A 25508-nucleotide genomic window follows, 5' to 3' on the forward strand; every position below is an offset into this window, starting at 1 on the left:
GACAATCATGGCCCGCAGCGACTTTCGTTTCCACGTCAGCAAGCGCGTCCGCTATGCGGAGATCGACGCGCAGCGCGTCGTGTTCAACAGCCGCTATCTGGAATATTTCGATATCGGCATCACCGAATATTGGCGCGCGGTCGGCGTATACGACCGCTGGCCCGACCACAGCAGCCCCGAGTTCCACGTCGCCCGCGCCGAGGTCGATTACAAGGTGCCGATCCTGCTCGACGAAGAGATCGACATCTGCGTGCGCTGCTCGCGCGTCGGCCGAAGCTCGATGACCTTTCTGTTCGAACTCCACGGCAAAAGCCGCGACGACCTGCGCGCCACCGGGATCGAGGTCAGCGTCCATGTCGCGGAGGCGCAGGGCGCGCCGGCGCCGGTGCCCGACGAGCTGCTGGCGATGTTCGAGACGTTCGAGGGCCGGGCCTTGCGGGGGTGATGGCGGCTTGAGTCCTTGCTGCTCCCCCACTTCGTCATGCTGAACTTGTTTCAGCATCCATGGCCAGATCTCTCTTTCTCCGCTGCACTTATATTCGAGGTCAGGCCATGGACCCTGAAACAAGTTCAGGGTGACGAGAGACGCGCCGAATGCAAAGCTGTTTGCAATCGACAATCGCCTCTGAAGAGGAAGGGCGCCGGTTCCATTCCGTCGTCGGGGCACTATGTTGGGCGCATGACCAAATATCTTCACACCATGATCCGGGTTACCGACCCCGACGCCACCACCCGTTTCTTCCAACTGATCGGACTCGAGGAGGTTCGCCGCTTCGACAATGAGGCGGGCCGCTTCACGCTGATCTTCCTCGCGCCGCCGGGGCAGGAAGGGGTCGCCGAGGTCGAGCTGACCTATAATTGGCCGCCCGAGGACGGCAGCGCGCCCGAAACCTATGCCGGCGGGCGCAATTTCGGCCACCTCGCCTATCGCGTCGACGATATCTACGCCACCTGCCAGCGACTGATGGACGCCGGCGTGACCATCAACCGCCCGCCGCGCGACGGGCATATGGCCTTTGTCCGCTCGCCCGACGGCATTTCGATCGAACTGCTGCAGGACGGGCACCTCGAACCCGCCGAACCCTGGGCGTCGATGCCCAATACGGGAATCTGGTAGGAACCAAGGCCGGCGCCGGCCCGTTCCGTCAAGGAGCCAGAGGCCGGAGCGAAAGGAGATCGTCGTGGCAGTGCTCGAAATCGTCCGCATCCCCGTCCTCAGCGACAATTATGTCTGGCTGGTCCACGACCCCGAAAGCTTCGAGACGATGGTGGTCGACCCCGCGGTCGCCGATCCGGTGCTGGCCGAGGCCGACGCGCGCGGCTGGCCGATCACCGCCATCTGGAACACCCACTGGCACCCCGATCACACCGGCGGCAATGCCGACATCAAGGCAAAGACCGGCTGCGAGATCATCGCCCCCGCCGCCGAGCGCGAGCGCATCCCGACCGCCGACCGGCTGGTGTCGGGCGGCGATCAGGTGCGGCTGGGCGCGCATGTCGCCGACGTCTGGGACGTGCCCGCGCACACCGCGGGCCATATCGCCTATCATTTCGCCGACGACAGCGCGATCTTCGTCGGCGACACGCTGTTCGCGATGGGCTGCGGCCGGCTGTTCGAGGGGACGGCGGAGCAGATGTTCGCCAACATGCAGCGGCTCGGCACGCTGGGCGATGCGACGCGCGTCTATTGCGCGCACGAATATACGCTGTCGAACGCCCGCTTCGCGGTGACGGTCGATCCCGACAACGCCGCGCTGACCGCGCGGCTGGCCGAGGTCGAGGCGGCGCGCGCGGCGGGCGAGGCGACGGTGCCGACGACGATTGGCGCCGAGCGCGCGACCAACCCCTTCCTGCGCGCGCCGAGCGCCGCCGAACTCGGCCGGATTCGCGCGCTCAAGGACGCCGCGTGACGACACTTAGGCAAGGAGTAGACCCATGGCCAAGACGTTTCCCCTTTGCGCCGCCGCCCTGCTGACGGCCGCCCTGCCTCTGATCGCCGGCTGCGCGCCCGCCGGCAGCGCCGAGGCCGGCGCGTCGGCGCTGACCCCCAAGCAGGCGAAGACGCTGGACAAGCAACTTGCCGGCAAGGTCGCGGGCAAGCCGATGAATTGCCTGCCGAACTATCGCACCACCGACACGATCCGCGTATCCGACAATATCCTGCTCTACCGGTCGGGCGGCAACCTCGTCTATCGCAACGACCTGAAGGGCGGGTGCCCCGGCCTCGCGCGCGACAGCGACATCATGGTCGTCGAGCAATTCGGATCGCAGGTGTGCAGCGGCGATTTCTTCCACCTCGTCGACCGGTCGAGCGGCATCCGCGGCCCGACCTGCGTCTTCGGCGACTTCGTCCCCTATCGCAAACCGGCGGGGGACAAGGGCTGAGCCACCGGCTCGGCGACGGGCGGGTTTCGGTTTGCACCGAAGCTCTTCGGGTCGCATCCCCGTCCGTCATCCATCTTATCCACGCCCTCCCCTTCAGGGGAGGGCAGCGAGACTTGCCAGCTTGCTGGTTAGTCGCAGCGGGTGGGGTCCATCAGCCTTGCGCAAGGCCGATGGACCCCACCCCAACCCCTCCCCTGAAGGGGAGGGGCTTATGACCCCCGATACAGCGCCGCGATCCTGTCGGCGTATACGTCCTTCAGCACATGGCGGCGGATTTTCATCGAGGGGGTCATCTGTTCATTCTCGATCGTGAAGGGTTCGTCGGCGAAATCGAACTTACGCACCTTCTCGATCACCGAGAGCTGATCGTTGACGCGATCGATCGCGGCGCGCACCGCGGCGCGGAATGTCTCGTGCTCGCGTAGCAGGTCCATTTCCTTCGGCAGTCCTTCCGCCTCGGCCCATTCGGCCGCCCACTCGGGGTCGGGGACGAGGATGGCGACAAGGTGCGGGCGCTTGTCGCCATAGACCATCGCCTGAAGGATTTCGGGCTGGAGCGTCAGCATCCCTTCGACCCGCTGCGGCGAGACATTGTCGCCCTTGTCGTTAACGATCAGGTCCTTCTTGCGGTCGGTGATGACGATGCGGCCTTGAGGGTCGATATGGCCGATGTCGCCGGTATGGAGCCACGGCCCCTTGTCGGGCTCCGCCGGGTCGGGGACGAGGACGCGCTGCGTCTCGGCCTCGTTGCGCCAATAGCCGTGCATGACGAGCTCACCGCGCACGCAGATTTCGCCGTCGTCGGCGATCCGCACTTCGGTGTTCATCAACGGCGGCCCGACCGTATCCATCTTGAGCCCTGCCGCGGGGCGGTTGCAGCTTATGACCGGCCCCGCCTCGGTCTGGCCATAGCCTTGCAGCAGGGTCAGGCCGATCGAATGGAAGAAGACGCCGATTTCGGGGTTGAGCGGCGCGCCGCCCGACACCAGCGCCTTCATCCGGCCGCCGAAACGCTGCTGGATTTTCGGCCGGAACAACCTGTTGAGGATCAGGTCGACCGGGCGATCGAAAACGCCCATGCGCCGCTCATAATCCTTTTCGCCGACGCGCAGCGCCTGGTTCAGCATCCAGTTCGCGAGCTTGCCCTGCTTTTCGACCGACTTGATCATCCGCGCACGGATCACCTCGAACAGGCGCGGGACGACGACCATGATCGTCGGCCCGGTCTCCTCGATGTTCGAGACGAGCTTTTCGAGCCCCTCGCTGTAATAGATTTGCGCGCCGACCATGATCGGCAGGAACTGCCCGCCCGAATGCTCATAGGCGTGGCTGAGCGGCAGGAAGGAGAGGAAGGTCTCATTCTCGCCGATGCCGAAGTCGTTGACCAGGATTTCGGCGGCGCCCGCACCATTGTGCAGGATCGCGCCATGATGCTGCATCACCCCGCGCGGCGCCCCGCCGGTACCGCTGGTGTAGATCAGGCAGGCAAGGTCCTCGCGCGTCATCGCGAGGCCGCGCGCCTTCGCTTCCTCGACATGCGCCTCACCGCCGGTGACGAGGCCGTCCCAGTCGTGGACCGCGACGTCGCCCTGCTGCCCGACGCGCAGACTTTCCATGCTGATGACGAGGCTGGCGTTCGAGCGCATCACCGCGGGCATCAGCGCGCGTGCGAGCTTCGCGGTCGACACGATCACCGCGCGCGCGCCGCTATTGTCGAGGATATGCTGATGATCGCGCTCGGTATTGGTGGTGTAGGTCGGCACGGTGACGCAGCCCGCGGCCATGATGCCCAGGTCGGCGATGCAGAATTCGGGGCGGTTCTCGCTGACCAGCACCACCCGGTCACCTTCCCTCAGCCCCAGTTCGCGCAGATTGTGGGCGAGCGCCGACACCTGGTTCGCGACCTGCCGCCAGCTCAGCGGCTGCCACGCGCGGTCGGCCTTGCGCCACAGGAACGGGTCTTCGCCGCCGCGCGCGGCGCGGTCGAAGAACATCGCGACCAGGCTGGGAAAATGGTCGAGATGCGGGTTTTCGAGCTTCATGCCTCTTCTCTCCCGGGGAGGATCGTCGTCCGTTTTGTTATTCGGCGGCCGCAGCGGCGGGCTGATCGGTCGTCCAGGTGCCGGGGCTGCGCGGATCGGCGGCGCCGCGCCAGCCGGTCGCGATGCGCTCGACCGCATTGACCTTCGACCCGAAATCCTCGGCCCGGAAGGGGTTGCCGAACACCGCCGATTCCTGCGCCAGCTTCCGGCCCATCGCGTCATTCTCGATGATCGCGCCGGCATCGTCGAAGAAGAGATTGGGAAGCGCGATCGCCTCCTTCGCCGACAGCCCCCAGTCGAGCACGCCGACCAGCGTCTTCGCGACGTGCATGATGATGCGCTTGCCGCCCGCCGAGCCGAGCGCGAGGATCACCTTGCCGTCGGGGCCATAGACGATCGTCGGCGACATCGAGGACAGTGGACGCTTGTTCGCCTCGACCCGGTTGGCGACGGGCTTGCCGTCCCGCTCGGGAACGAAGGTGAAATCGGTCAGCTCGTTGTTGAGGACATAGCCGTTGGCGACGAGCTGGCTGCCGAAGATCGATTCGACGGTCGAGGTCATCGACGCGACATTGCCGTCGCGGTCGACCGCGACGAAATGGGTCGTGCCATGTTCGGCGACCGGCCCCGAGGCGGTGCGCGGTTCGGCGCCCGGGGGCGAGCCCGCGGGATAATCGCTGCGCACGGTGAAGGGCGAGATCAGCATCCGCCGGCTTGCCAGATATTGCTTGTCGAGCAGGCCCTTCACCGGCACGTCGACGAAATCGCTGTCGCCGAGATATTGGGCGCGGTCCGCATAAGCGAGTTGCATCGCCTCGGCCAGCAAGTGCCAGCCCATCACATTGTCCTTGCCCATCGCCTTCATGTCATAGGCTTCGAGCATGCCGAGGATGCCGAACACGGTCGTCGCGCCTGACGAGGGCGGCGCCATGCCGCAGACCTTGTAGACGCGGTAGGTCGTGCAGACCGCCGGCCGCTCCTTCGCCTGATAGGCCGCAAGGTCGGCGAGCGTCATTTTCGATCGGTTGCGCGGCGCCTGCGTCACCGCCTTGACGATCGCCTGCGCGTTGGCGCCGGTGTAGAAAGCGTCGGCCCCGCGCGCCGCGAGGTCGCGCAGCAGCTTCGCATAGGCGGGGTTCCTGATGATCGTCCCGACCGGCGCGGGCTTGCCATCGACATAGTAGATGGCGCGGATTTCCGGGAAATCCTTCCAGACGTCGGCATAGGCGGTCATGAAATTGACCAGCGCCGGGGTCGCCTCATACCCTTTTTCGGCCAGGTCGATCGCGGGCTGGAAGATATCGGCCCAGGGCAGCTTGCCCCAGCGCTCGTGGACGGCCTCCATCAGGCGGATATTGCCGGGAACGCCGACCGACAGGCCGCCCGGGACGACGTCCATGAAACCGCGCGGCTGGCCGTTCGCGTCGAGGAAGCGGTCGGGCGTCGCCGCGGCGGGCGCTGTTTCGCGGCCGTCGATCGTCGAGATCTTGCCGGTCTTCGCGTCGTGATAGACGAAGAAGCCACCGCCCCCGACGCCGCTCGACTGCGGCTCGACCAGCGTCAGAGCCAGCATCATCGCCATTTCGGCATCGGCCGCCGAGCCGCCCTTCATCAATATCTCGCGCCCGGCCTCGGTTGCGCGCGGATCGGCGGAAGAGGTGACGCCCTGCGCCGCGGCGAGCGACGGGAGGGCGATGACGAGCAGGCTGAAGACAGCAAAGAGTCGTTTGATCATGCGCGCGACATTGGCGCGAGGGACCGGGCTGCGCAAGCCCGGCCGGGATAATCCCTCTCCCCTAGCCGGCCGTCCCCACCGCGTCCGATACTTTCGCGAAACCGTCGCGGGCGGCGAGGCGTTCGAGACCGCGGGCGATGCGGGCGGCGAGGCCGGGGCCTTCGTAGACCATCGCCGAATAGATCTGCACGAGGCTGGCGCCGGCGCGGATGCGGTCCCAGGCCTGTTCGGGGGTCGCGATGCCGCCGACCCCGATCAGCGGCACCTGCCCGCCGCTCGCGGCGCGGAAATCCCGAAGCCGTTGCAGCGCCAAGGCGGCGAGCGGCGCGCCCGAAAGGCCGCCCGCTTCGCTCGCGTGGCGCGAGGACAGCGCGGGGCGCTCGATCGTGGTGTTCGACACGATGATCGCCGCGAGTCCCCTGTCCACCGCCACGGCCACGATGTCGTCGATGTCGGCGGACTCGAGATCGGGCGCGACCTTCAGGAACACCGGCTTCGCCGCCGTCCCCTGCTCCGCCGCGACGCCGTCGAGCAGCGCCTCGAGCGCGCCCTTGTCCTGTAGCGCGCGCAACCCGGGCGTGTTGGGCGAACTGATGTTGACGGTCAGATAATCCGCGAGCGGCGCCATCGTCGCGGCACCCTTCGCATAGTCTGCGATGCGGTCGGCGCTGTCCTTGTTCGCGCCGATGTTGATGCCGAGCGGCACCGGCAGGCCATGGCGGCGCAGGCAGGCGATGCGCCCGGCCGCCGCCGCCTGCCCGCCGTTGTTGAAGCCCATGCGGTTGACGACCGCGCGGTCCTCGACCAGCCGGAACAGGCGCGGGCGCGGATTGCCGGCCTGCGGCAGCGGGGTCAGCGTGCCGACCTCGACGAAACCGAAGCCGAAATGCGGCATCGCATGCGCGACACGCGCGTCCTTGTCGAAACCGGGCGCGAGGCCCACCGGGTTGGGAAAGGCGAGGCCCGCCAGCCCGGTCGCCAGCGCCGGGCTGGTCAGGGCGCGGCGCGCACGCGGCAGCGGCTGGAGCGCGGCGAGGGTCAGGTCGTGCGCTGCCTCGCCATCGCTGGCGTGGACGAGCGGGCGGACGAGCGCATAGGCAGCGTCGGCGGCGGAGGCGAGGAGCGACATGGCCGATCCCTTGCGATGCAATGCGCCCGATGACAAGCGGATTGCCCCCGGCGCGCGATGGCAACCCGAAATTCCTTGGGTGAGCGCCGGACGGCCGATTGCCGCTTGGCGCCGTCACAAACCAAAATTATAAGAGGTTCCAACAGGCGGCAACAAAGCTGCCGGGGGTTGCGTCGCATCATGTCGAATCCATCACCACCGCGCGAGGGGGGCGCCGAGGGCGACACACCGTTCGCGCTGCAATATTTTCCGCCCGAAGCGGACCTCGCCGACCTTGTCTCCACCTTTTACTTCGTGCGTATCGACCGGCCGCCGTTCGACGAATATGAGCGCGCCGACCGGCCGCAATTCCGACTGATGACCCACCCGAACGGCGAATATGTCTTTCCCGACGGCCATCGCTTCGCCGCAACCCGCGCAACGATCGTCGGCCCGACCAGCGGCAGCGTGCGCGCAATCTGCCGCGGAGCGACGCGCGTCTTCGGCTTCGGGATGTTGCCTGCGGGCTGGGCGACGCTGATGGGCGAGGACGCCGACAAGCTGACCGACCGGGCGCTCGACGCGGTGCAATTGTTCGGAAGCTGGATGGACGAGGTGGTCGCGACGCTGGAGGGGGCCGCCGACGATGCCGAGCGGCTGGTCGCCGCCAATAATTTCGTGCGCGAGATCATGAAGCGCAACGAGCCGGCACCGCTGTGGTTCATCCGCATCGCCGACCGCTGGCTGACCGAATCCCCCTCGCCGCAGGTCGCCGACCTGGTCGCGGCGACGGGCATGTCGATCCGCTCGGTCGAGCGGATGACCAAGCATTATTACGGCCTGTCGCCGCGCATGCTGGCGCGCAAATATCGCGCGGTGCGGGCCGCCGCCGCGATCGCGCGCGGCGAGACGATCGACACCGACGCGCTCGGCGACGCCTTCTACGACCAGTCGCATCTGATTCGCGAGATCAAGCGCTTCGCCGGCGCGACGCCGGGCCAATTGCGCACGCCCTCGCCCTACACCGCTGCGACGACGCAGGGCCGCAAGCAACTCGCCGGCAAGGTCAGCCCGCTGGTTTCGGAGACCTGAGGGGAGGGCCGCACACGCCCCTCCCTTCGCCATTCCCGTGAAAGCGGGAATGACGAAGAAGGGATGGATTCCCGGATGTGCGATGCGCCAGCGAAATCACCCGAATTGCTTTCTGTCGCAAGGTGATAGCGTTAACCATGAAAAATTGCGCCGCGGGTCGATTTGGCGTTTTCGTCCAATCGCGACTCGCGGCGTACGCCTATCGGATGTCCCGCGACCCAGAAGAGCTCTTTCCTCTCTCGAGGACCGAGATCTTCATCTCGGCACCCGTTCGGCTCAGGCCGGATGGGTGTCTTTTTTTGCGCCGACCGCAGCACCGCTTGAACCGACGCGGGCTTTCCCCTACATAATCGGAAGAATTTACTCCAATTAAGAATCGTTCGCGATTTCGCGGGAAAGACGCATGCGCCTGTCCAACCTTGCCGACTATGCCGTGGTGCTGATGAGCGCCGCCGCGCGCCAGTGCGGGTCGGTGCCGCTGCACGCCGCGCTGCTGGCCGAACAGACGGGGATTCCGGCGCCGACCGCGCAAAAGCTGGTCAGCCTGCTCGCACGCGCCGGGCTGCTCGTGTCGTCGCGCGGCAGCGGCGGCGGGGTGCGGCTCGCACGGCCCGCGGCGGCGATCAACGTCGCCGAGATCATCGAGGCGGTCGAAGGCCCGATCGCGCTGACCGCCTGCTGCGACGAGGGACGCCACGATTGCGGCTTCGAGGGAAGCTGCCAGATCCAGCCGCATCTGGGCGTTGTCAACGGCGCGGTGCGCGCGGCGCTGGCGGGAATCAGCCTGGCGAGCCTCGTTAAGCCCCTCCCGCTTGCGGGAGGGGTTTGGGGAGGGCCTGTAGCGGCCACCAACCCAACGAACATTCCCTCCCCCAACCCCTCCCGCAAGCGGGAGGGGAGGATAGAAGCATGACCGACAACACCGAACTCCCCGTCAAGGACCAGGCCGCACACGAGGCCGCAGCCAAGGTCGCCGACTACGAACATGGCTGGTCCTCGGCGATCGAGACCGACTTCGCGCCCAAGGGCCTGTCCGAAGACACGGTCCGCTTCATCAGCGCCAAGAAGAACGAGCCCGAATGGATGCTCGACTGGCGGCTGAAGGCCTATCGCCACTGGCTGACGATGACGCCGCCCGACTGGGCGAAGCTCAACGTGCCGCCGATCGACTATCAGGACGCCTATTATTACGCCGCCCCCAAGGCGAAGCCGAAGCTGAACAGCCTCGACGAGGTCGACCCCGAAATCCTGGAAGTCTACAAGAAGCTCGGCATCCCGATCGAGGAGCAGAAGGTGCTCGCCGGGGTCGAGGGCGCGCGCAAGGTCGCGGTCGACGCGGTGTTCGACAGCGTCAGCGTCGCGACGACCTTCCGCGAGGAGCTTAAGAAGGCGGGCGTCATCTTCCTGTCGATCAGCGAGGCGATCCGCGAGCATCCCGATCTGGTGAAGAAATGGCTCGGCAAGGTGGTGCCGCAGCACGACAATTATTTCGCGGCGCTCAACTGCGCGGTCTTTTCGGACGGAACGTTCGTTTACGTGCCCGAGGGCGTGCGCTGCCCGATGGAACTCAGCACCTATTTCCGCATCAATGCCGAGAATACGGGGCAGTTCGAACGGACGCTGATCGTCGCCGACAAGGGCGCTTACGTCTCCTATCTCGAAGGCTGCACCGCGCCGATGCGCGACGAGAACCAGCTCCACGCCGCGGTGGTCGAGCTGGTCGCGCTCGACGACGCCGAGATCAAATATTCGACCGTCCAGAACTGGTACCCCGGCGACGCCGAGGGCAAGGGCGGCATCTATAATTTCGTGACCAAGCGCGCGCTCTGCCAAGGCAAGCGCTCGAAAGTGTCGTGGACGCAGGTCGAAACGGGCAGCGCGATCACCTGGAAATATCCGAGCTGCGTGCTCAACGGCGACGACAGCGTCGGTGAATTCTATTCGGTGGCGGTGACGAACAATCATCAGCAGGCCGACACCGGCACCAAGATGATCCACAACGGCAAGCGCACGCGCTCGACCATCGTCAGCAAGGGCATCAGCGCGGGCCAGTCGAACGGCACCTACCGCGGGCTGGTGCGCGTTGCGCCGAACGCGGAGGGCGTGCGGAATTTCACGCAATGCGACAGCCTGCTGCTGGGCGACCGCTGCGGCGCGCATACGGTGCCGTACATCGAGGTCCGCAATCCCTCGGCGCAGGTCGAGCATGAAGCGACGACCAGCAAGATCAGCGACGACCAGCTCTTCTACGCGATGCAGCGCGGGCTGGGGCAGGAAGAGGCGGTGGCGCTGATCGTCAACGGCTTCGCGAAGGACGTGCTGCAGCAACTGCCGATGGAGTTCGCGGTTGAGGCGCAGAAATTGCTGGGGATCAGCCTTGAGGGGAGCGTGGGGTGAGCAAGATATTCATCGATACGGAAGATGGCACGGCTTCAGGGCATTACGATTTTGCGTCGATCCCTCGCACCGGAGACGTAGTTTTCATTCAGACAGAAGATGGCGAGATCAAGCTTCGAGTGAAATTGGTCGAGCACTACGTAGTCGGAAAGGGCGACGCGATGCACCCGGTTTCCCCGATAACGTTGCAATGTGAACGAGTTGAATATTAATGCTTAAAATTGAAAACCTCCACGCCACCGTCGCCGACAAGCCGATCCTGAAGGGGCTATCGCTCACCATCAATGCGGGCGAAATTCACGCGATCATGGGGCCGAACGGCGCGGGCAAGTCGACGCTGGCCTATGTGCTCGGCGGGCGGCCGGGGTATGAGGTGACCGAGGGATCGGTGAGCTTCACCCCCTCCCCTTGTCATCCCCGCGAAAGCGGGGACCCAGGGGCGACCTTAGCTGACGCCACTCTGGGTCCCCGCTTTCGCGGGGATGACAAAGGTGAATTGGACCTCCTCGCCCTCGAACCGCACGAGCGCGCCGCGGCGGGGTTGTTCCTCGGCTTCCAATATCCGGTCGAAATCCCGGGCGTGTCGAACGTCCAGTTCCTGCGCGAGAGCCTGAACGCCCAGCGCAAGGCGCGGGGGCAGGAACCGCTTTCGGGCGGCGATTTCCTGAAGCTGGCGCGCGAAAAGGCGGGGCTGCTCAAGCTCGACATGGACATGCTCAAACGGCCGGTGAACGTCGGCTTTTCGGGCGGCGAGAAGAAGCGCAACGAGATGGTGCAGATGGGCATCCTCGACCCGACGCTCGCGATCCTCGACGAGACGGACTCAGGCCTCGACATCGACGCGCTGCGCATCGTCGGCGACGGGATCAACGCGATCATGCGGCGGCCCGACAAGGCGGTGCTGCTGATCACCCATTATCAGCGGTTGCTCGACTATGTGCAGCCCGATTTCGTCCATGTCCTCGCCGCCGGGCGCATCGTCAAGTCGGGCGGGCCCGAGCTGGCGCGCGAGCTGGAAGCGCATGGCTATGCGGAGGTGGCGGCGTGACCATATACGCGCACCCTTGCTTCCATCGTCATGCCGAACCTGATCCGGCATCCCGCTTTTCCGAGGTTGGAAGCGGGACCCCGGATCAAGTCCGGGGTGACGAAATATGGGAGGTGACGGCATGACGGCGGCATCGCTCCCCACCCACCGCGACGAAGCGTGGCGCTATAGCGATATCGACGCGGTCGCCGCCGCGTGGCCCTTGCCCGCGCCCGAGAGCATCATGGTGCCCGCAGGCGGCGAGCTGCGCCGGGCGATCGTGCAGGATGAAGGCGCGATTCGGCAAATAGAGCTCACCCTTGGCAAGGGTGCGGTTGCCAAGCTGCATGTGCTCAACATCGGCGGCGCCTATGGGCGGATCGAGCTCAACGTCACCCTCCACGAAGGCGCCGATTTCGCGCTCGGCGCGGCGCAGATCGGCGGGGGCGAGCAGGTGCTCGAAATCATCACCACCGTAACCCATGCCGAGCCCGGCGCGACCTCGCGGCAGAGGGTGCGCTCGGTTCTCGGCGGCACCGCCACCGGCACTTACTTGGGCAAGGTCGCGGTCGCGCGCGGGGCGCAGCAGACCGACAGCGAGCAGGACGTGAAGGCGATGCTGCTCGACCGCAGCGCGACCGCCAACGCCAAGCCCGAACTCGAAATCTTCGCCGACGACGTCAAATGCGCGCACGGCTGCGCGATCGGCGAACTCGATGCCGAAGCGCTTTTCTATCTCCAGTCGCGCGGGATGCCGCCCGCCGAGGCGAAGAAGATCCTGTTGCAGGCCTTCGTCGCGGGGGTGTTCGACGGAGCCGAGGATGAAGCGCGGTTGCAGGAACTGGCGCTGGCGAAGCTGGGAGAGCTGGTGTGACGGATGCCGACATCTCATCTCCCCTCCCGCTTGCGGGAGGGGTCGGGGGAGGGCCTGTTTCATCAGCGCCTGGCCTCGACATGCCCTCCCCTAACCCCTCCCGCAAGCGGGAGGGGGACATAAGGGCCGATTTCCCCGGCCTGACTCCCGGCTGGCATTATCTCGACAGCGCCGCGACAGCGCAGAAGCCGCAGGCGGTGATCGACGCGACCGTCGCCGCGATGGGGCGCGATTATGCGACGGTGCACCGCGGCGTCTATGCCCGCTCGGCCGACATGACGCTCGCCTATGAAGCGGCGCGGCGGCGGATCGCGGCGTTCATCGGCGCGGCCGAGGAGCAGGTGGTGTTCGTGCGCGGCGCGACCGAGGCGATCAACCTCGTCGCCTACAGCCACCCCCGCAAGGGCCGCGTGCTGCTCTCGACCCTCGAGCATCACAGCAATATCGTGCCGTGGCAGCTCGCGGGGTGGCAGGTCGACGTCTGCCCGCTGACCGCCGACGGACGCATCGACCTCGATGCGGCGGAAAAGATGCTGACCCCCGATCACACGATGGTCGCCTTCGCGCATGTCTCGAACGTGCTCGGCAGCCCGCTCGACGTCGCGCGCGCGGCGGAGCTCGCGCACCGCGTCGGCGCCGAGTTGCTGGTCGATGGCTGTCAGGCGGTGCCGCGGCTACCGGTCGACGTCGCGGCACTCGGCTGCGACTATTATGTCTTTTCGGGGCACAAGCTCTATGGGCCGACCGGCATCGGCGTGTTGTGGAGCGACAAGCTCGACGCGCTGGCGCCGTGGCAGGGCGGCGGGTCGATGATCGACCGGGTGACGTTCGGGCGCACGACCTACGCCCCCGCCCCGACGCGCTTCGAGGCGGGGACGCCGGCGATCGTCGAGGCGCTGGGGCTGGCAGCGGCGGTCGATTATATCGACGCCATCGGGGTCGAGGCGATCCACGTGCACGAATGCGCGCTGGTCGGCAGCCTTCGCGAGCAGCTCGCGCGGCGGAATAGCATCACCCTGTTCGGCCCGGACAACAGCGCCGGGATCGTCAGCTTCGCGATGGCGGGGGTGCATCCGCACGACATCGGCACGATTTTGGACGAGAGCGGGGTCGCGATCCGCGCCGGGCATCATTGCGCGCAGCCGCTGATGGCGCATCTGGGCGTGCCGGCGACCGCGCGCGCCAGCTTTGGACTCTATAGCAACGACGACGATGTGGCGGCGCTGATCGACGGCCTGTCGCGCGTCGAAAGGATTTTCGGATGAACGAGGAACGCACGATCCGGGTCGAGGAAGTGGACAGCGTGGCGCCGCCGCCCAAGGCGCGCGTCGAGGACGCCGAGCTCGCGCCCGAAACAATGGGCGACAAGCTGGAGCGCAAGCGCGACTATCTGGAGGGCTTCCTGGCCGCCAAGCCCGCCGCGACCGATCCGCACGGCGTCGGCGGCGACCTGTACGAAGCGGTCATCGACGCCCTCAAGGAAATCTATGACCCGGAAATCCCGGTGAATATCTATGATCTGGGCCTGATCTACAATGTCGAGATCGACGAGGGGCATGTGCTGATCACCATGACGCTGACGACGCCCCATTGTCCGGTCGCGGAATCGATGCCGGGCGAGGTCGAGCTGCGCGTCGGCGCGGTGCCGGGGGTCGGCGATGCCGAGGTCAATCTGGTGTGGGACCCGCCGTGGAGCCCCGCGAATATGAGCGACGAGGCCCGGCTGGAACTGGGGATGCTCTAGCTTGCGGGCAGTTAGGGGTGGGCGCAGGCCCGCATCATCCCTATATTGTGACCGAACCCACCCCCGTCCCCTCCCGCCAGCGGGAGGGGGGAGATGACGATGACCGACACCAAGACCCGCACCCGCCCCGCCGCGGTGATCCTGACTCCCAACGCCGAGGCGCGCGTCGCGGCGCTGATGGCTTCGGCGCCCGAAGGCGCGGTCGGGGTCAAGCTGTCGACCCCGCGCCGCGGCTGTTCGGGGCTCGCCTATTCGGTCGACTATGTGACCGAAGAGGAGAAGTTCGACGAGAAGATCGAGACCCCCGGCGGCATCTTCTATATCGACGGCGCCTCGGTCCTCTATCTGATCGGCAGCGTGATGGACTGGGTCGAGGATGATTTCGCCGCCGGCTTCGTGTTCCAGAACCCCAACGCCAAGGGAAGCTGCGGCTGCGGCGAGAGCTTTACCGTCTAGGACGACGCAACTTAAATCGACATTGCCTCAATTCCGTTCGTGTCGAACGGAGATAGACGGGGCGCATCAAACGCGCTCCACTCTAATGACAGATCGACCAACCCGCCGTACGCACCGCCATGTCGAGGTGGAAATGATCGGCGTGGGCGCGGTTATAGTCGGGTGACAGGACGGTGCTGAACAGGTCGCACGATCCGTCGCGCACCGCGTGCAGATATTCGCTCCGGCGGTCGCCGCCCGCCCAGTCGTTGATCAGCGAAATGCGCGTGCCGTCGGCGAGGACGAAGGCGGAAATGTCGATCGCATTGGCGGTCGAATGCTCGCTTTGCGCCTGCCGACCCGCGATCTTGCGGCAATTATAGCTGCCGAGATTTTCGAGCTCGACCACCTTTTGCCCGAAATGGGCGTGCGCGAGCGGCTGAACGACGTCGCGGGTCCACAGCGCCATCGCGGCGGTGACCGCGCAGCCGGGCGCGGCATTCGCCGGGCGCATGGTCGGCACCAACCGGTCGCCGGTCAGGATCATGCGCTGGCGCGCGCGGCAGATGCCCTCGCCCATCGCGGGCCGCCGCAGATAGCCCGCCCCGGCCCGGTCGAAGGCGGCGAAACAGGCCGCGTCGTCCCGCACGAGGCCAAGAAGCTTGCGGTGCGTCGCCCAGCCCTGCGGGTGCGCGAGTTCGAAGCGCGCGGCCGGGTTATGCTCGGGATGCGCGCGCAGCCACGCCATCGCCTGAATCGCAGCGATGCTGAGCAGCACGGCAAGGCCGAACCAGATCAGATAGGGACGAAAGCCTTTCATCCCGTCAGAGTGGGGACGCGGGGTGTCCGCCGCAAGCTCAGAGCGGTTCGAAGGTCACCGTCAGCCCATCCTTCGGGCGCGGGATCGGCCACATCTGCCAGTCGGGCGCATAGCCGTCGGCGACCCGGATGCGGTGGGTAGTCAGCACATGGTGGAAGAAGATCTTCGCCTGCATATATGCGAAATGCAGCCCCAGGCACATGTGTGCGCCACCGCCGAAGGGCACCCAGGCATATTTGTGCCGGCCCTTCGCCGCCTCGGGCGAAAAGCGCATCGGGTCGAATGTCTCGGGCTCGGGCCAATATTCGGCCATGCGGTGGGTGTGGCTGGGGTTGACGCCGACATTGGTGCCGGCAGGAATGCGATAGCCGCCGAATTCGAAATCGCGCAGAGCGCGGCGCGGGATCACCGGAACCGGCGGAATCATCCGCAAGGCTTCCTTGAACGCCCATTCGGTGAGTTCGAGCTGCCCCAGGCTGTTGTGCCCGACGCCTTCCCCCGCGGGCGCGACGGCAAGCATTTCTGCGCGCAGCCGGTCCTGCCATTCGGGATGGCGGGCGAGCAGCCAGACGAGCGAGCTGATCGAGCTGGTGATCGTGTCGTGCGCCGCCATCATCAGGAAATTCATATGGTCGACGATCGCCTCGACCGACAGATAGTTGCCTGCCTCATCCCTTGCCTGGCAGATCTGGGTGAAGATATCCTCGCCCGTCCCGGCGCGGCGTTCGGGCACCATCGGGGTAAAATAATCGACCAGGAACTTGCGGCCCGCAACGCCGCGCCCCATCGCGGTGAAGGGCAGCGGCACGCGGACCACGCCGATCGACGCCTGCACCATGTCGACGAACGCCTTGTTGATCCTTTCCGCCTCCGGGCCCCAGGGGATACCGAGGAAGCTGGTCGCGGCAAGATCGAGCGTCAGTTGCTTGATCGCCGGATAGAATGGAAAGGTCGTTCCGCTCCACTGCGCGACACGCGCGCGAATGCCGTCGTTGAGCGCGGCGGCATAGTGGCGCATCGGTTCGGGCTTGAAAGCGACCGACAGCGTCTTGCGGTCGGCGCGATGTTTTTCGAAATCCATCAGCATCAGCCCGCGCGGGAAAAGCAGGTTGAGTACCGGCCCCCAGCCCTGTTCGGACGAGAAGAGCTTGTCGCGGTCGAACAGCACCAGCTCGTTCGCCTCGGCGCCGACGAGCGACACGCCGCGACCGCCAAAGCTTTTCGCGCGATAAACCTTGCCGTGGCGGGCGACCATGCGGTCGGTGAAGCCCACGGGATCGCGAAGCTGCGCGAGCGTGGTGCCGAGCAGCGGGACGCCGTCGTCGCCCGGAATATCGTCGAGCGCGCTTTCGGGTCCGCGCGGCAGCCAGTGCTGCGTGTCGGGGCCGAAGCGGGCCTTGGACCATTGGATCTGGGCGGGGGCGTTCATGGCGGCTGTCCTCGTCTGGCGGGGTGTCGGGACGAGCCTATCCAACTATTGACATTGATGCAAGTAACGCCTTGCCGCGCGACCGAGTCCATTCACCGCAAATTCAACTCATCCGCTGCATCTTGATGGGCAAGTTCGGCGGTTCCTCCGCCGTGAAAGGACAAGATCATGGCACGATGGTTGCGCCGCCCCTTCTCCCTCGCGCTCGGTGCGCTCGCGACGACGACGCTCGGCGGCTGCTATTATGGCGACATGACCAGTGCGGGCTATGGCGGCAATTACGCCTGCGCCGCCGATTATTATGATTACGACCCCTATGCCTATGACGACGGCTATGGCTACGACTGCTATGATTCGAGCGATTATGGCAGCGGCTTCGTCAGCATCGGCTTCGGCGGCGGCTGGTACGACGATTATTATTACCCCGGTTACGGGATGTGGATGTACGACCATTATCGCAACCGCTATCCGCTGAGCGGCCGCTATCTGGGCTATTGGGGCGGGCGCCGCGCCTGGTGGAAGCATCGCGGCGACCGCGACGGCCACTGGAACAGCGGCAAGGGCGACGGCCCGCGCCACGAGGGCCGCCCTTCGCGGCCGAATCGGCCCGACCGACCCCACCGGCCGGGGAAGTGGAACGGGCATGATCGCGATCACGACGGACCGCGCGGCCACGCGCCGCGGCCCGGAGACGGCGCAAATCAGGCGCCGCCGGCCGCAAGCCATCCCGGCACGCCCGGCCGCGGCCCCGGTGCCACGCGGCCGCGCCCGACACCGCCCGCGGCAGGATCGGGCGGACGGCGTCCGGGCACGCAGCCTTTACGCCCCCGGCGCCCCGATCCTTCGTCGCGGCCGGCGGCCGGCAACCACCGCCCGCCGGTGACGCGCCCGGCCGCTCGTCCGGCCCCCACCGCCCGGCCTGCCCCGGCGCGCCCGGCCCCCAGGGCCGCGCCCGCGCGCCCGGCGCCGCGATCCGATCGCGCCGCGCGCATTCGCGCTACCCGCGACGAATAGGGACGCTCAGCCGGAGGCGGCAGAGCTCGCCGGCTGATCGTCGACGCCCGCCGACACCACCGTCGCTGCGACGAGGTCGCCGATGACGTTGAGCACGGTGCGGCACATGTCGAGGAAGCGGTCGACGCCGAGCACCAGCCCGATCCCCTCGGGCGGCACCCCGACCGAGGCGAGGATCAGCGCGATCACCGGCAGCGACCCCGCCGGAACTCCCGCGGTGCCGATGCCGCCAAGGATGCAGACGAGCATCACCGAAATCTGCTGCGTCAGCGTCAGGTCGATGCCGAAGAATTGCGCGAGGAAGATCACCGTCACGCCTTCGAACATCGCGGTGCCGTTCTGGTTCGCGGTCGCGCCGATGGTCAGCACGAAGCGCGCGACCCGGTCGGGCAGGCGGAGTTGGTCGTGCGCAACGCGTAGCGAGGTCGGCAGCGTCGCGTTCGAAGACGCGGTCGCGAAGGCCATGACAAAGGCCTCCTGCGTTTCGCGGAAGAAGGCGACGGGCGACTTCTTCGCCAGCGTCCGCAAGATGATCGGAAAGATCACGAACATCTGGAGGCCCAGCGCGAGCAGCACGACCCCGACATAGGCCGACAGGCGGACGATCAGGTCCCAGCCGAACTGCGCTGCGAGGTTGAACATGAAGCAGAAGATGGCAATCGGCGCGAGCTGGATGACGAGGCCGATCAGCTTCATCGCCACCTCGAACACGCCCTCGATCGCGGTCTTGAGCACCTGCGTCTGCGGCGTCTGGACCAGCATCAGCCCGATGCCGAAGAAGAGCGCGAAGAACATCACCGCCAGCACGTCGTTCTGGCTCATCGCGTTGAAGAAATTATTGGGGACGATGGCGACGACCGCCTCCACTCCCGATTTCGATTCATGCGCGCTCTGGATGATCGAACCGGCGCGCGCGGCGCCCTCTGCCAGCAGGGTCTTCGCCAGTGCGGGATCGACCCCCGCCCCCGGCTGGAGCGCATTGACCACCGCCAGACTGACCGCGACCGCAATCGACGACACGACGACGGTATAAACGAGCGTGCGCAGCCCGACGGTCTTGAGCGCACGCATCTCGCCCATTTCGGCGACCCCGACGATCAGCGCCGAGACGAGCAGCGGGATCACCAGCATGAACAGCAGGCGCAGGAAAATCTGGCCGATCGGCCCGGTGACATAGGTGGTGACCGTATCGACCCATGGCGCGTCGGCGGCGCCGTAATAGACTGCCAGCCCCGCGAACAGGCCGGCGACGAAGCCGATCAGCATCCGCCATTGCAGGCGCCTGGCGCGCGCTTCTTCGCCCCCGGCCGGCGCGACCATGCTTGCTTCGGCCATCTATGTCTCCCCTTTGCGACCGTGAAGCGCGCGACCTTAGAGCCTGTTTCGCGTAGATGAAAGCGTTGTGACGGAGCCGATTTCGGCCCAGTGCGAGGCGCGAGGAGGGAGCGATGCGAAAGCATCGTGACCGATGAGCAACGCGGCAATGGGCCGAAATCGGCCCGCCCCGCAGGGGTCGCTCCGGGACGCCCGCTGGAGTGCGTCGCGGGGCCTTGCACGGGCCGCCGGTCCGCACTGCGCCCCGCTCCTGCCCAGCGAACGTCCCGGAGCGATCACAACGCTTTCATCTGCGCGAAACAGGCTCTGACGACGTGGCCGGAACGGCGCAACCGCCGCCGGTCAGGTCAGGAAAAACACGATGGCGAGGCAGGTCGACACGCCGGTGATGATGTTGAGCGGCACGCCGATCTTCACGAAATCGACGAAGCGATAGTCGCCCGCGGCATAGACGATGGTGTTGGTCTGATAGCCGATCGGGGTCGCGAAACAGGCCGAGGCGCCGATCATCAGCGCGATGACCAGCGGGCGCGGATCGACGCCCAGTTCGGCGGCGAGCGCCAGCGTCACCGGCGTCATCAGCGCCGCGACCGCATTGTTGCTGAGCAGTTCGGACAGGATCAGCGCAAAGAAATAGATGCCGAAGACGAGCACCCAGCGCGGCGCATCGACGAGCGCGGGTTCGACCCAGCCGACCATCATCGCGACCGCGCCGCTGTTTTCGAGCGCGAGGCCGACCGCGAGCATCGCGAAGATCAGCACCAGCACGTCGCCGTCGATCGTCCCCCATGCCTCGTCGCTGTCGATGCAGCGGGTGGCGAGGATGACGCCGATGGCGATGATCGCCGCGACCCCGATCGGCATCACGTCCAGCGCGGCGAGGCTCACGACCCCGGCCATGCACAGGATCGCGATCCACGCCTTGCGGCGCCGGAAGGCGCGCGTGCGCGACAGGTCGGCGCCGATCAGCCCGGGATTGTCGCGCAGCGCCTCCACTTCGCGCGGGCCGCCGGTGACCAGCAGCCGGTCGGCGGCGCGGATCCGCACGCTGGCCAGGTCGGGACCCGCCTCGTGCGCGGGGCGGTCGATGCCGATGATCCGCGCGCGAATCCGCTGCAGAAAGGGAATGTCGGCCAGCCGTTGGCCGATCGACGGATGGGTCGGGGCGACCATGGTTTCGACGACCATGTCGTCATCGGCGGGCTCGCCGCCGCCGATGCCGAGGCGGAAGCGCCCCTGCTCGCGCCACGTCAGCAGCGTTGCGCCGTCGACGCGCAGGATCAGCCGGTCGCCCTCGGCCAGCGTCCAGCGTTCGAGGTCGGCGCCATGGACCGTCACCGATCCGCGCCGGACCCCGACGATCCGGCCCGAGCGTGGTAGGCCCTTGAACGCATCGACCCGCTCACCGATCAGCTCGTCGCCCTCCTGCAGGATCAGCTCGGTCAGATAGTGATGCGCGTCGGCAGGGTCCGCGTCGCCCTTCACCGGCCTGTCCGACGGCAGCAGCCACCACATCGCCGCGAGGCCGATCATCCCCGAGGCCGCGGTAACGAGGCCGATCGGCGTGATCTCGAAAATGCCGAAGCGCGGCATTCCGGCGTCGCGGACGATGCCGTCGACGACGAGGTTGGTCGAGGTCCCGATCAGGGTCAACGTGCCGCCGAGGACGGCGGCGATCGACAGCGGCATCAGCAGCTTCTTGGCGCTGATCCCCGTCACGTCGGCGAGCTTGATCATGATCGGCAGCAGCACGACGACGACCGGCGTGTTGTTCAGGAAGGCCGAGGCGACGAGCGCGCCGAGCAGCACTTCGACGATGGCGAGGCGCGGACGCTTTTCGGCGCGCGCCATGATCGTGTCGGCGACGCGCTGGATCACCCCGGTGCGGATCAGCGCGCCCGACAGCACGAACATCGCCCCGATGACGATCGGCGCCGAGTTGGAGAAGACCGAATAGACCGCCTCGGCGTCGAGGATGCCGAGCGCCAGATAGGTGCAGGCGCCCAGCACCGCGATGACCGTCGCGGGCAGGCGCTCCATCAGGAAGCCGACGAACATCGCGGCGAGGATCAGCAGCGACAGCGCCGCCTGGTGCGCCTCGATCATCGCGCGCACCGCCTCGATCATGCGGGCGTCACCCGCATTGCGCCCTGTGCAGCAGCTTGTGGTCGGCGAGAACCAGCGCCATCATCGCCTCGACGACCGGGGCGCCGCGGATACCGACGCAGGGGTCGTGACGACCCTTGGTCACGATATCGGTCGCCTCGCCCGCCTTGTTGATCGTCGGCACGGGGGTCAGGATCGAGCTCGTCGGCTTGAAGGCGACGCGCACCACCACCGGCTGGCCGGTCGAGATACCGCCCGCGATGCCGCCGGCGTTGTTCGACAGGAAATCGGGGCGATTGCTGCCGTCGGTCGCGGGGCGCATCGCGTCGGCATTCTCCTCGCCGCGCAGCCGCGCCGCATGAAAGCCGGCGCCGATCTCGACCCCCTTCACGGCGTTGATACCCATCATCGCGGCGGCAAGGTCGGCGTCGAGCTTGGCATAGACGGGCGCACCCCAGCCCGCGGGGACGCCGCTCGCCGCGCATTCGATGACCGCGCCCAGCGAACTGCCCGCCTTGCGTGCCGCGTCCATCATCGCTTCCCAGCGCTGCGCCGCGGCGGGATCGGGACAGAAAAAGGGATTGCGGTCGATCTCCTCGAGATCGAAATTGGCGGGATCGATCGCGTCGCCGCCGATCTCCGCGACCCAGGCGTGAATCTGCACCTCGGGGATGACCAGCCGCGCCACCGCGCCCGCCGCGACCCGCGCCGCGGTCTCGCGCGCGCTCGACCGGCCGCCGCCGCGATAATCACGGATGCCATATTTGGCGTCATAGGCGTAATCGGCATGGCCGGGGCGATAGGCCTGCGCGATCTCCCCATAATCCTTCGAGCGCTGGTCGACATTCTCGATCATCAGGCTGATCGGCGTGCCGGTCGTCTTGCCCTCGAAGACGCCCGACAGGATGCGCACCTGATCGGGCTCCTGCCGCTGCGTCGTGTGGCGCGACTGGCCGGGACGGCGCTTGTCGAGAAAGGGCTGGATGTCGGCCTCCGACAGCGACAGCCGCGGTGGGCAACCGTCGACGACCGCGCCGAGCGCCGGCCCGTGGCTTTCACCCCAGGTCGCGAATCGAAAGACGCGTCCGAAGCTGTTGAAACTCATGCGCGCGGGGTCCTGTCCATGAATTCGATCCGGTTGCCGAAAGGGTCTTCGGTGAAGAAGCGATGGCGACCGTCGATGATGCTGTCATCGTGAGTCGCGAAGCCCGCCGCATCGAGGCGCGCACGCAGCGCGTCGAGCGCGTCGGTCGCGAGCGCGACATGCGCCTTTTTCGCCGCCCGGAAATCCGCCTCCACGCCCAGATGAAGCTGACGGTCGCCGAGCGCGAACCAGCAGCCGCCTCGCGCCGCCATGTCGGGGGGCTTGGGCAATTCGGCGAGCCCGAGCAGCACGCCGAAGAAGGCGCGGACCTGCGCCTCGCCGCCGACGGGCATGGCGATCTGCACATGATCGATGGCCAATGCGAAATCCATTTTCGCGCGATGGCGGGATTCGCGCCGTAATTCAAGCGCCGCGGCGCGTTCCGGGTTCAGCCGAGGCGGGAGAAGGCGGGCGCGTAATCGGCCCGGCCGCGCCCGGGCCATGCCGTGTCCCCAAACATCATCGCCATGAAATGCGGCCCCGCGAAGGGCGAGGCGAAACGCGCGGCAAGGTCGGGCGAATAGCCGAAGCGCGGGTAATAGGCCGCGTGCCCGAGGACGAAGCTGATCGCCACGCCCTGCGCGCGCAGGTCATCCAGACCGGCGCGGATCAGCGTGCCGCCGATCCCCTGCCCCTGCCGTTCGGGCACGACCGATACGGGCGCGAGCCCCGCGGCGGGCAGCGGCGCGCCGTCGGCTTCGACGTCCATCCGGCTGAACAGCACATGCCCGGCAATCGCGCCACCCGCTTCCGCGACGAGCGAGACCAGCGCGTCGCCGTCGGCCTCCAGCATCCGCACCAGCTCGGCCTCGCCCTGATAGCCGTGCTCGGTCCCGGCGAAGGCCGAGCGGATGATCGCGTCGATGGCGTCGGCATCCGCCGCCGTGGCGGAACGGATGGCGAGACCGTCAGGCAAGCGCGATATCCGGCGCGTCTTCCTGCTTCATGCCGACGGTGTGATAGCCCGCGTCGACATGGTGGGTTTCGCCGGTCACGCCGCTCGCGAGATCGCTCAGCAGATAGAGGGCCGAGCCGCCGACATCGTCGATGGTGACGTTGCGGCGCAGCGGGGCGTTATGCTCGTTCCATTTGAGGATCAGGCGAAAGTCGCCGATTCCGCTCGCCGCCAGCGTCTTGATCGGCCCGGCCGAGATGGCGTTCACGCGCACCCCCTGCGGGCCGTAATCGTTGGCGAGATATTTGACGCTGGTTTCGAGCGCCGACTTGGCGACGCCCATGACGTTATAATGCGGGATGACCTTCTCCGCGCCATAATAGCTGAGCGTCAGCAGCGAGCCGCCGCCCTGGCCCGTTTCGGGGTCGACGGGCGTCATCATCGCCGACGCCCGCTTCGCCACCGCAGTGAAGCTGTAGACGCTGATGTTCATCGTCATCAGGAAATCGTCGAGTCCGATGTCGGCATAGTGGCCGCGCAAGGCTTCCTTGTTGGTGTAGCCGATCGCGTGGACCACGAAGTCGATCGTCGGCCAGCGCGCCGCGAGCGTCGCGAAGGCCTGGTCGAGATTCGCCATGTCGGACACGTCGCAATCGATCAGGACATCGCAACCCAGCTCGTCGGCGAGCGGCTTCACCCGCTTCAGCATCACCTCGCCTTGATAGCTGATGGCGAGTTCGGCGCCCGCGCCGTGCAGCGCCTTCGCAATGCCCCAGGCGAGCGATTTGTCGTTCGCGAGGCCCATGATCAGCCCGCGCTTGCCCTTCATCAGACCCGTCATTCGTCTTCTCCGGTCTTGGTGTCGTCGACCATGATGTCGTCCACGCGCCCAATAGCGTTATGTCCCAAATCCTCAACCTCGACGAGCGCGGCGTTGAGTTCGGCACCGATCACCATACCCAATCCGACGAGGTAGAAAAAGAAAAGCGCGACCATGACCCCGGCCAGACTGCCGTAAGTCGCGTCATAGCTGAGCAGGCTGGCCAGCAAAGGCGGAAGCGCCAGAGTGACCCCGATCCACCACAGGGTGGTGAACAGCGCGCCCGGCCATTTCGGGCATTTCTTCTGCCGGCGATATTTGGCGGGGGTGAGCGAATAGAAGAGCAGGTAGATGGCGAGGAACAGTCCGGCGCCCGACACGATTCGCGACAGCGCAACCGCGCCCGCCGACTGGAATTGCGCGGGCAACACGCGCGTCACGAACTGTTCGACGCCGACGATCAGCACCTGCATGCTGAACGACAGCAGCATCAGCACCACCGCGCCGCTGATGATGCCGATCGACAGCAGCCGGTAATGAAAGAAGCCGCGGCTGAAGTGGGTGCCATAGGCGCGGCGCAATATGTCGCGGATCGTCTCGACGAGGCTGCCAACGGTCCACAGGGCGACGAGCGCGCCGAGCCACAGGAAAATCCCCGTTCGCGCCGACATCACCTCGCGGATCGGCCCCGCCAGCGCCCGCGCGACCGTCGGCGGCATGATCGAGAAAACCGCGTCGATCGCCGCCTCTCCCCCCGCGCTGCCGCCGAACAGGCTGAGCGCGGCGGCAAGCAGGATGAAGAAGGGGAAGAGCGCGATCAGCGCCAAATAGGCGAGATTGCCGGCGTGGATGAAACCGTCGGTATAGGTGCCGACGATCACGCGGCGGATGATGTGGAAGGCGCGGGTTCCCGGCCCCAGCGTCTCGCGCCCGCGATCGAGGACGCCCTGCGCCGCGGCTTTCAGGTGCAGCCGCTTGGCGCGCTCGGCGCGCGCCTCGGGCGAGTGCGGCGAATGGCCTTCGGCGAGAAATTCCTTGCCGACTTCCTCGGCAACTTCGCGTTCGAGCGCGGCGGCAGCTTTCTTCTCGGCGCGATCAGCCACGCA

26 protein-coding genes are annotated in these 25508 nt (G+C 66.8%); 14 read left to right on the forward strand and 12 right to left on the reverse strand.

Features of this window, described 5'->3' with window-relative positions; translation table 11 throughout:
• Nucleotides 1–7: 7 nt before the first annotated feature.
• The 4 genes from FHR21_RS14280 (at nt 8) to FHR21_RS14295 (ending at nt 2385) form a co-directional block, all read left to right on the forward strand.
• Nucleotides 8–445 (forward strand): acyl-CoA thioesterase, encoded by a 438-nt coding sequence (locus tag FHR21_RS14280; protein ID WP_184099501.1) that lies wholly within the window; start codon nt 8–10, stop codon nt 443–445.
• Between the two features lie 234 nt (nt 446–679).
• On the forward strand, nt 680–1117 hold the full coding sequence (locus FHR21_RS14285) for a VOC family protein (RefSeq protein ID WP_184099503.1): 438 nt from the start codon (nt 680–682) through the stop codon (nt 1115–1117).
• 70 nt (nt 1118–1187) lie between these two features.
• Complete coding sequence (gene gloB / locus FHR21_RS14290) at nt 1188–1910, forward strand: hydroxyacylglutathione hydrolase (RefSeq protein ID WP_184099722.1); 723 nt, start codon at nt 1188–1190, stop codon at nt 1908–1910.
• A gap of 25 nt (nt 1911–1935) precedes the next feature.
• Entirely contained in the window at nt 1936–2385 is a 450-nt protein-coding gene (locus FHR21_RS14295; RefSeq protein WP_184099505.1) for a hypothetical protein, read from the forward strand.
• A 209-nt stretch (nt 2386–2594) separates the two neighbouring features.
• Here the strand turns inward: FHR21_RS14295 and FHR21_RS14300 are convergent, their stop codons facing one another.
• The 3 genes from FHR21_RS14300 to FHR21_RS14310 form a co-directional block, all read right to left on the reverse strand.
• Complete coding sequence (locus FHR21_RS14300) at nt 2595–4427, reverse strand: AMP-dependent synthetase/ligase (RefSeq protein WP_184099507.1); 1833 nt, start codon at nt 4425–4427, stop codon at nt 2595–2597.
• 37 nt (nt 4428–4464) lie between these two features.
• Entirely contained in the window at nt 4465–6162 is a 1698-nt protein-coding gene (gene ggt, locus FHR21_RS14305) for a gamma-glutamyltransferase (RefSeq protein WP_184099509.1), read from the reverse strand.
• Between the two features lie 61 nt (nt 6163–6223).
• Entirely contained in the window at nt 6224–7291 is a 1068-nt protein-coding gene (locus tag FHR21_RS14310) for a quinone-dependent dihydroorotate dehydrogenase (RefSeq protein ID WP_184099511.1), read from the reverse strand.
• 180 nt (nt 7292–7471) lie between these two features.
• Here FHR21_RS14310 and FHR21_RS14315 point away from each other — a divergent pair, with 180 nt between their 5' ends.
• From FHR21_RS14315 to FHR21_RS14355, 9 genes are all read left to right on the forward strand, one after another.
• Complete coding sequence (locus tag FHR21_RS14315; RefSeq protein ID WP_184099513.1) at nt 7472–8362, forward strand: helix-turn-helix domain-containing protein; 891 nt, start codon at nt 7472–7474, stop codon at nt 8360–8362.
• A 403-nt stretch (nt 8363–8765) separates the two neighbouring features.
• The gene (locus FHR21_RS14320; protein ID WP_184099515.1) at nt 8766–9275 is read left to right on the forward strand and encodes an RrF2 family transcriptional regulator; all 510 of its coding nucleotides are present in this window, start codon (nt 8766–8768) and stop codon (nt 9273–9275) included.
• Nucleotides 9272–10759, forward strand: coding sequence for a Fe-S cluster assembly protein SufB (sufB, locus tag FHR21_RS14325; protein ID WP_184099518.1), 1488 nt, complete (start codon nt 9272–9274; stop codon nt 10757–10759). Before FHR21_RS14320 ends, sufB begins: the two co-directional genes overlap by 4 nt.
• The gene (locus FHR21_RS14330) at nt 10756–10971 is read left to right on the forward strand and encodes a hypothetical protein (RefSeq protein ID WP_184099520.1); all 216 of its coding nucleotides are present in this window, start codon (nt 10756–10758) and stop codon (nt 10969–10971) included. Before sufB ends, FHR21_RS14330 begins: the two co-directional genes overlap by 4 nt.
• Nucleotides 10971–11807 (forward strand): Fe-S cluster assembly ATPase SufC, encoded by an 837-nt coding sequence (sufC, locus tag FHR21_RS14335; protein WP_184099522.1) that lies wholly within the window; start codon nt 10971–10973, stop codon nt 11805–11807. The genes FHR21_RS14330 and sufC overlap by 1 nt, the downstream gene beginning before the upstream one ends.
• Before the next feature lie 121 nt (nt 11808–11928).
• Nucleotides 11929–12660 (forward strand): SufD family Fe-S cluster assembly protein, encoded by a 732-nt coding sequence (locus FHR21_RS14340; protein WP_184099524.1) that lies wholly within the window; start codon nt 11929–11931, stop codon nt 12658–12660.
• Between the two features lie 80 nt (nt 12661–12740).
• Entirely contained in the window at nt 12741–13925 is a 1185-nt protein-coding gene (locus tag FHR21_RS14345; RefSeq protein WP_184099526.1) for an aminotransferase class V-fold PLP-dependent enzyme, read from the forward strand.
• On the forward strand, nt 13922–14404 hold the full coding sequence (locus tag FHR21_RS14350; RefSeq protein ID WP_184099528.1) for an SUF system Fe-S cluster assembly protein: 483 nt from the start codon (nt 13922–13924) through the stop codon (nt 14402–14404). Before FHR21_RS14345 ends, FHR21_RS14350 begins: the two co-directional genes overlap by 4 nt.
• A gap of 93 nt (nt 14405–14497) precedes the next feature.
• Complete coding sequence (locus FHR21_RS14355; protein ID WP_184099530.1) at nt 14498–14860, forward strand: HesB/IscA family protein; 363 nt, start codon at nt 14498–14500, stop codon at nt 14858–14860.
• An 82-nt stretch (nt 14861–14942) separates the two neighbouring features.
• Here FHR21_RS14355 and FHR21_RS14360 read toward each other — a convergent pair whose 3' ends face one another.
• Nucleotides 14943–15659, reverse strand: a complete 717-nt coding sequence (locus FHR21_RS14360) for an extensin-like domain-containing protein (protein ID WP_184099532.1) — start codon at nt 15657–15659, stop codon at nt 14943–14945.
• Between the two features lie 37 nt (nt 15660–15696).
• Nucleotides 15697–17088 carry a cytochrome P450 gene (locus tag FHR21_RS14365; RefSeq protein ID WP_184099534.1) on the reverse strand — a complete coding sequence of 464 codons (1392 nt, stop codon included), beginning with the start codon at nt 17086–17088 and terminating at the stop codon, nt 15697–15699.
• A 168-nt stretch (nt 17089–17256) separates the two neighbouring features.
• On the opposite strand from FHR21_RS14365, the gene FHR21_RS14370 reads away from it, so the two are divergent.
• Nucleotides 17257–18102, forward strand: coding sequence for a hypothetical protein (locus FHR21_RS14370; protein WP_184099536.1), 846 nt, complete (start codon nt 17257–17259; stop codon nt 18100–18102).
• A gap of 6 nt (nt 18103–18108) precedes the next feature.
• Here FHR21_RS14370 and FHR21_RS14375 read toward each other — a convergent pair whose 3' ends face one another.
• The 7 genes from FHR21_RS14375 to FHR21_RS14405 all read right to left on the reverse strand — a co-directional run bounded on the left by FHR21_RS14375 (nt 18109) and on the right by FHR21_RS14405 (nt 25505).
• Nucleotides 18109–19437 (reverse strand): dicarboxylate/amino acid:cation symporter, encoded by a 1329-nt coding sequence (locus FHR21_RS14375; RefSeq protein ID WP_184099538.1) that lies wholly within the window; start codon nt 19435–19437, stop codon nt 18109–18111.
• A 342-nt stretch (nt 19438–19779) separates the two neighbouring features.
• Nucleotides 19780–21564: an SLC13 family permease gene (locus FHR21_RS14380; protein ID WP_221235188.1), complete on the reverse strand. Its 1785-nt coding sequence runs from the start codon at nt 21562–21564 to the stop codon at nt 19780–19782.
• Between the two features lie 7 nt (nt 21565–21571).
• Nucleotides 21572–22648: a chorismate synthase gene (gene aroC, locus FHR21_RS14385; protein WP_184099540.1), complete on the reverse strand. Its 1077-nt coding sequence runs from the start codon at nt 22646–22648 to the stop codon at nt 21572–21574.
• Nucleotides 22645–23019, reverse strand: a complete 375-nt coding sequence (locus tag FHR21_RS14390) for a VOC family protein (protein WP_184099542.1) — start codon at nt 23017–23019, stop codon at nt 22645–22647. The genes aroC and FHR21_RS14390 overlap by 4 nt, the downstream gene beginning before the upstream one ends.
• A 56-nt stretch (nt 23020–23075) precedes the next feature.
• On the reverse strand, nt 23076–23603 hold the full coding sequence (locus FHR21_RS14395) for a GNAT family N-acetyltransferase (protein ID WP_221235189.1): 528 nt from the start codon (nt 23601–23603) through the stop codon (nt 23076–23078).
• Nucleotides 23596–24423 (reverse strand): SDR family oxidoreductase, encoded by an 828-nt coding sequence (locus FHR21_RS14400; protein ID WP_184099544.1) that lies wholly within the window; start codon nt 24421–24423, stop codon nt 23596–23598. The genes FHR21_RS14395 and FHR21_RS14400 overlap by 8 nt, the downstream gene beginning before the upstream one ends.
• The gene (locus FHR21_RS14405) at nt 24420–25505 is read right to left on the reverse strand and encodes a YhjD/YihY/BrkB family envelope integrity protein (RefSeq protein ID WP_184099546.1); all 1086 of its coding nucleotides are present in this window, start codon (nt 25503–25505) and stop codon (nt 24420–24422) included. The genes FHR21_RS14400 and FHR21_RS14405 overlap by 4 nt, the downstream gene beginning before the upstream one ends.
• Nucleotides 25506–25508: the final 3 nt, after the last annotated feature.

It is taken from the genome of Sphingopyxis panaciterrulae (assembly GCF_014199295.1).
Classification (GTDB): domain Bacteria; phylum Pseudomonadota; class Alphaproteobacteria; order Sphingomonadales; family Sphingomonadaceae; genus Sphingopyxis; species Sphingopyxis panaciterrulae.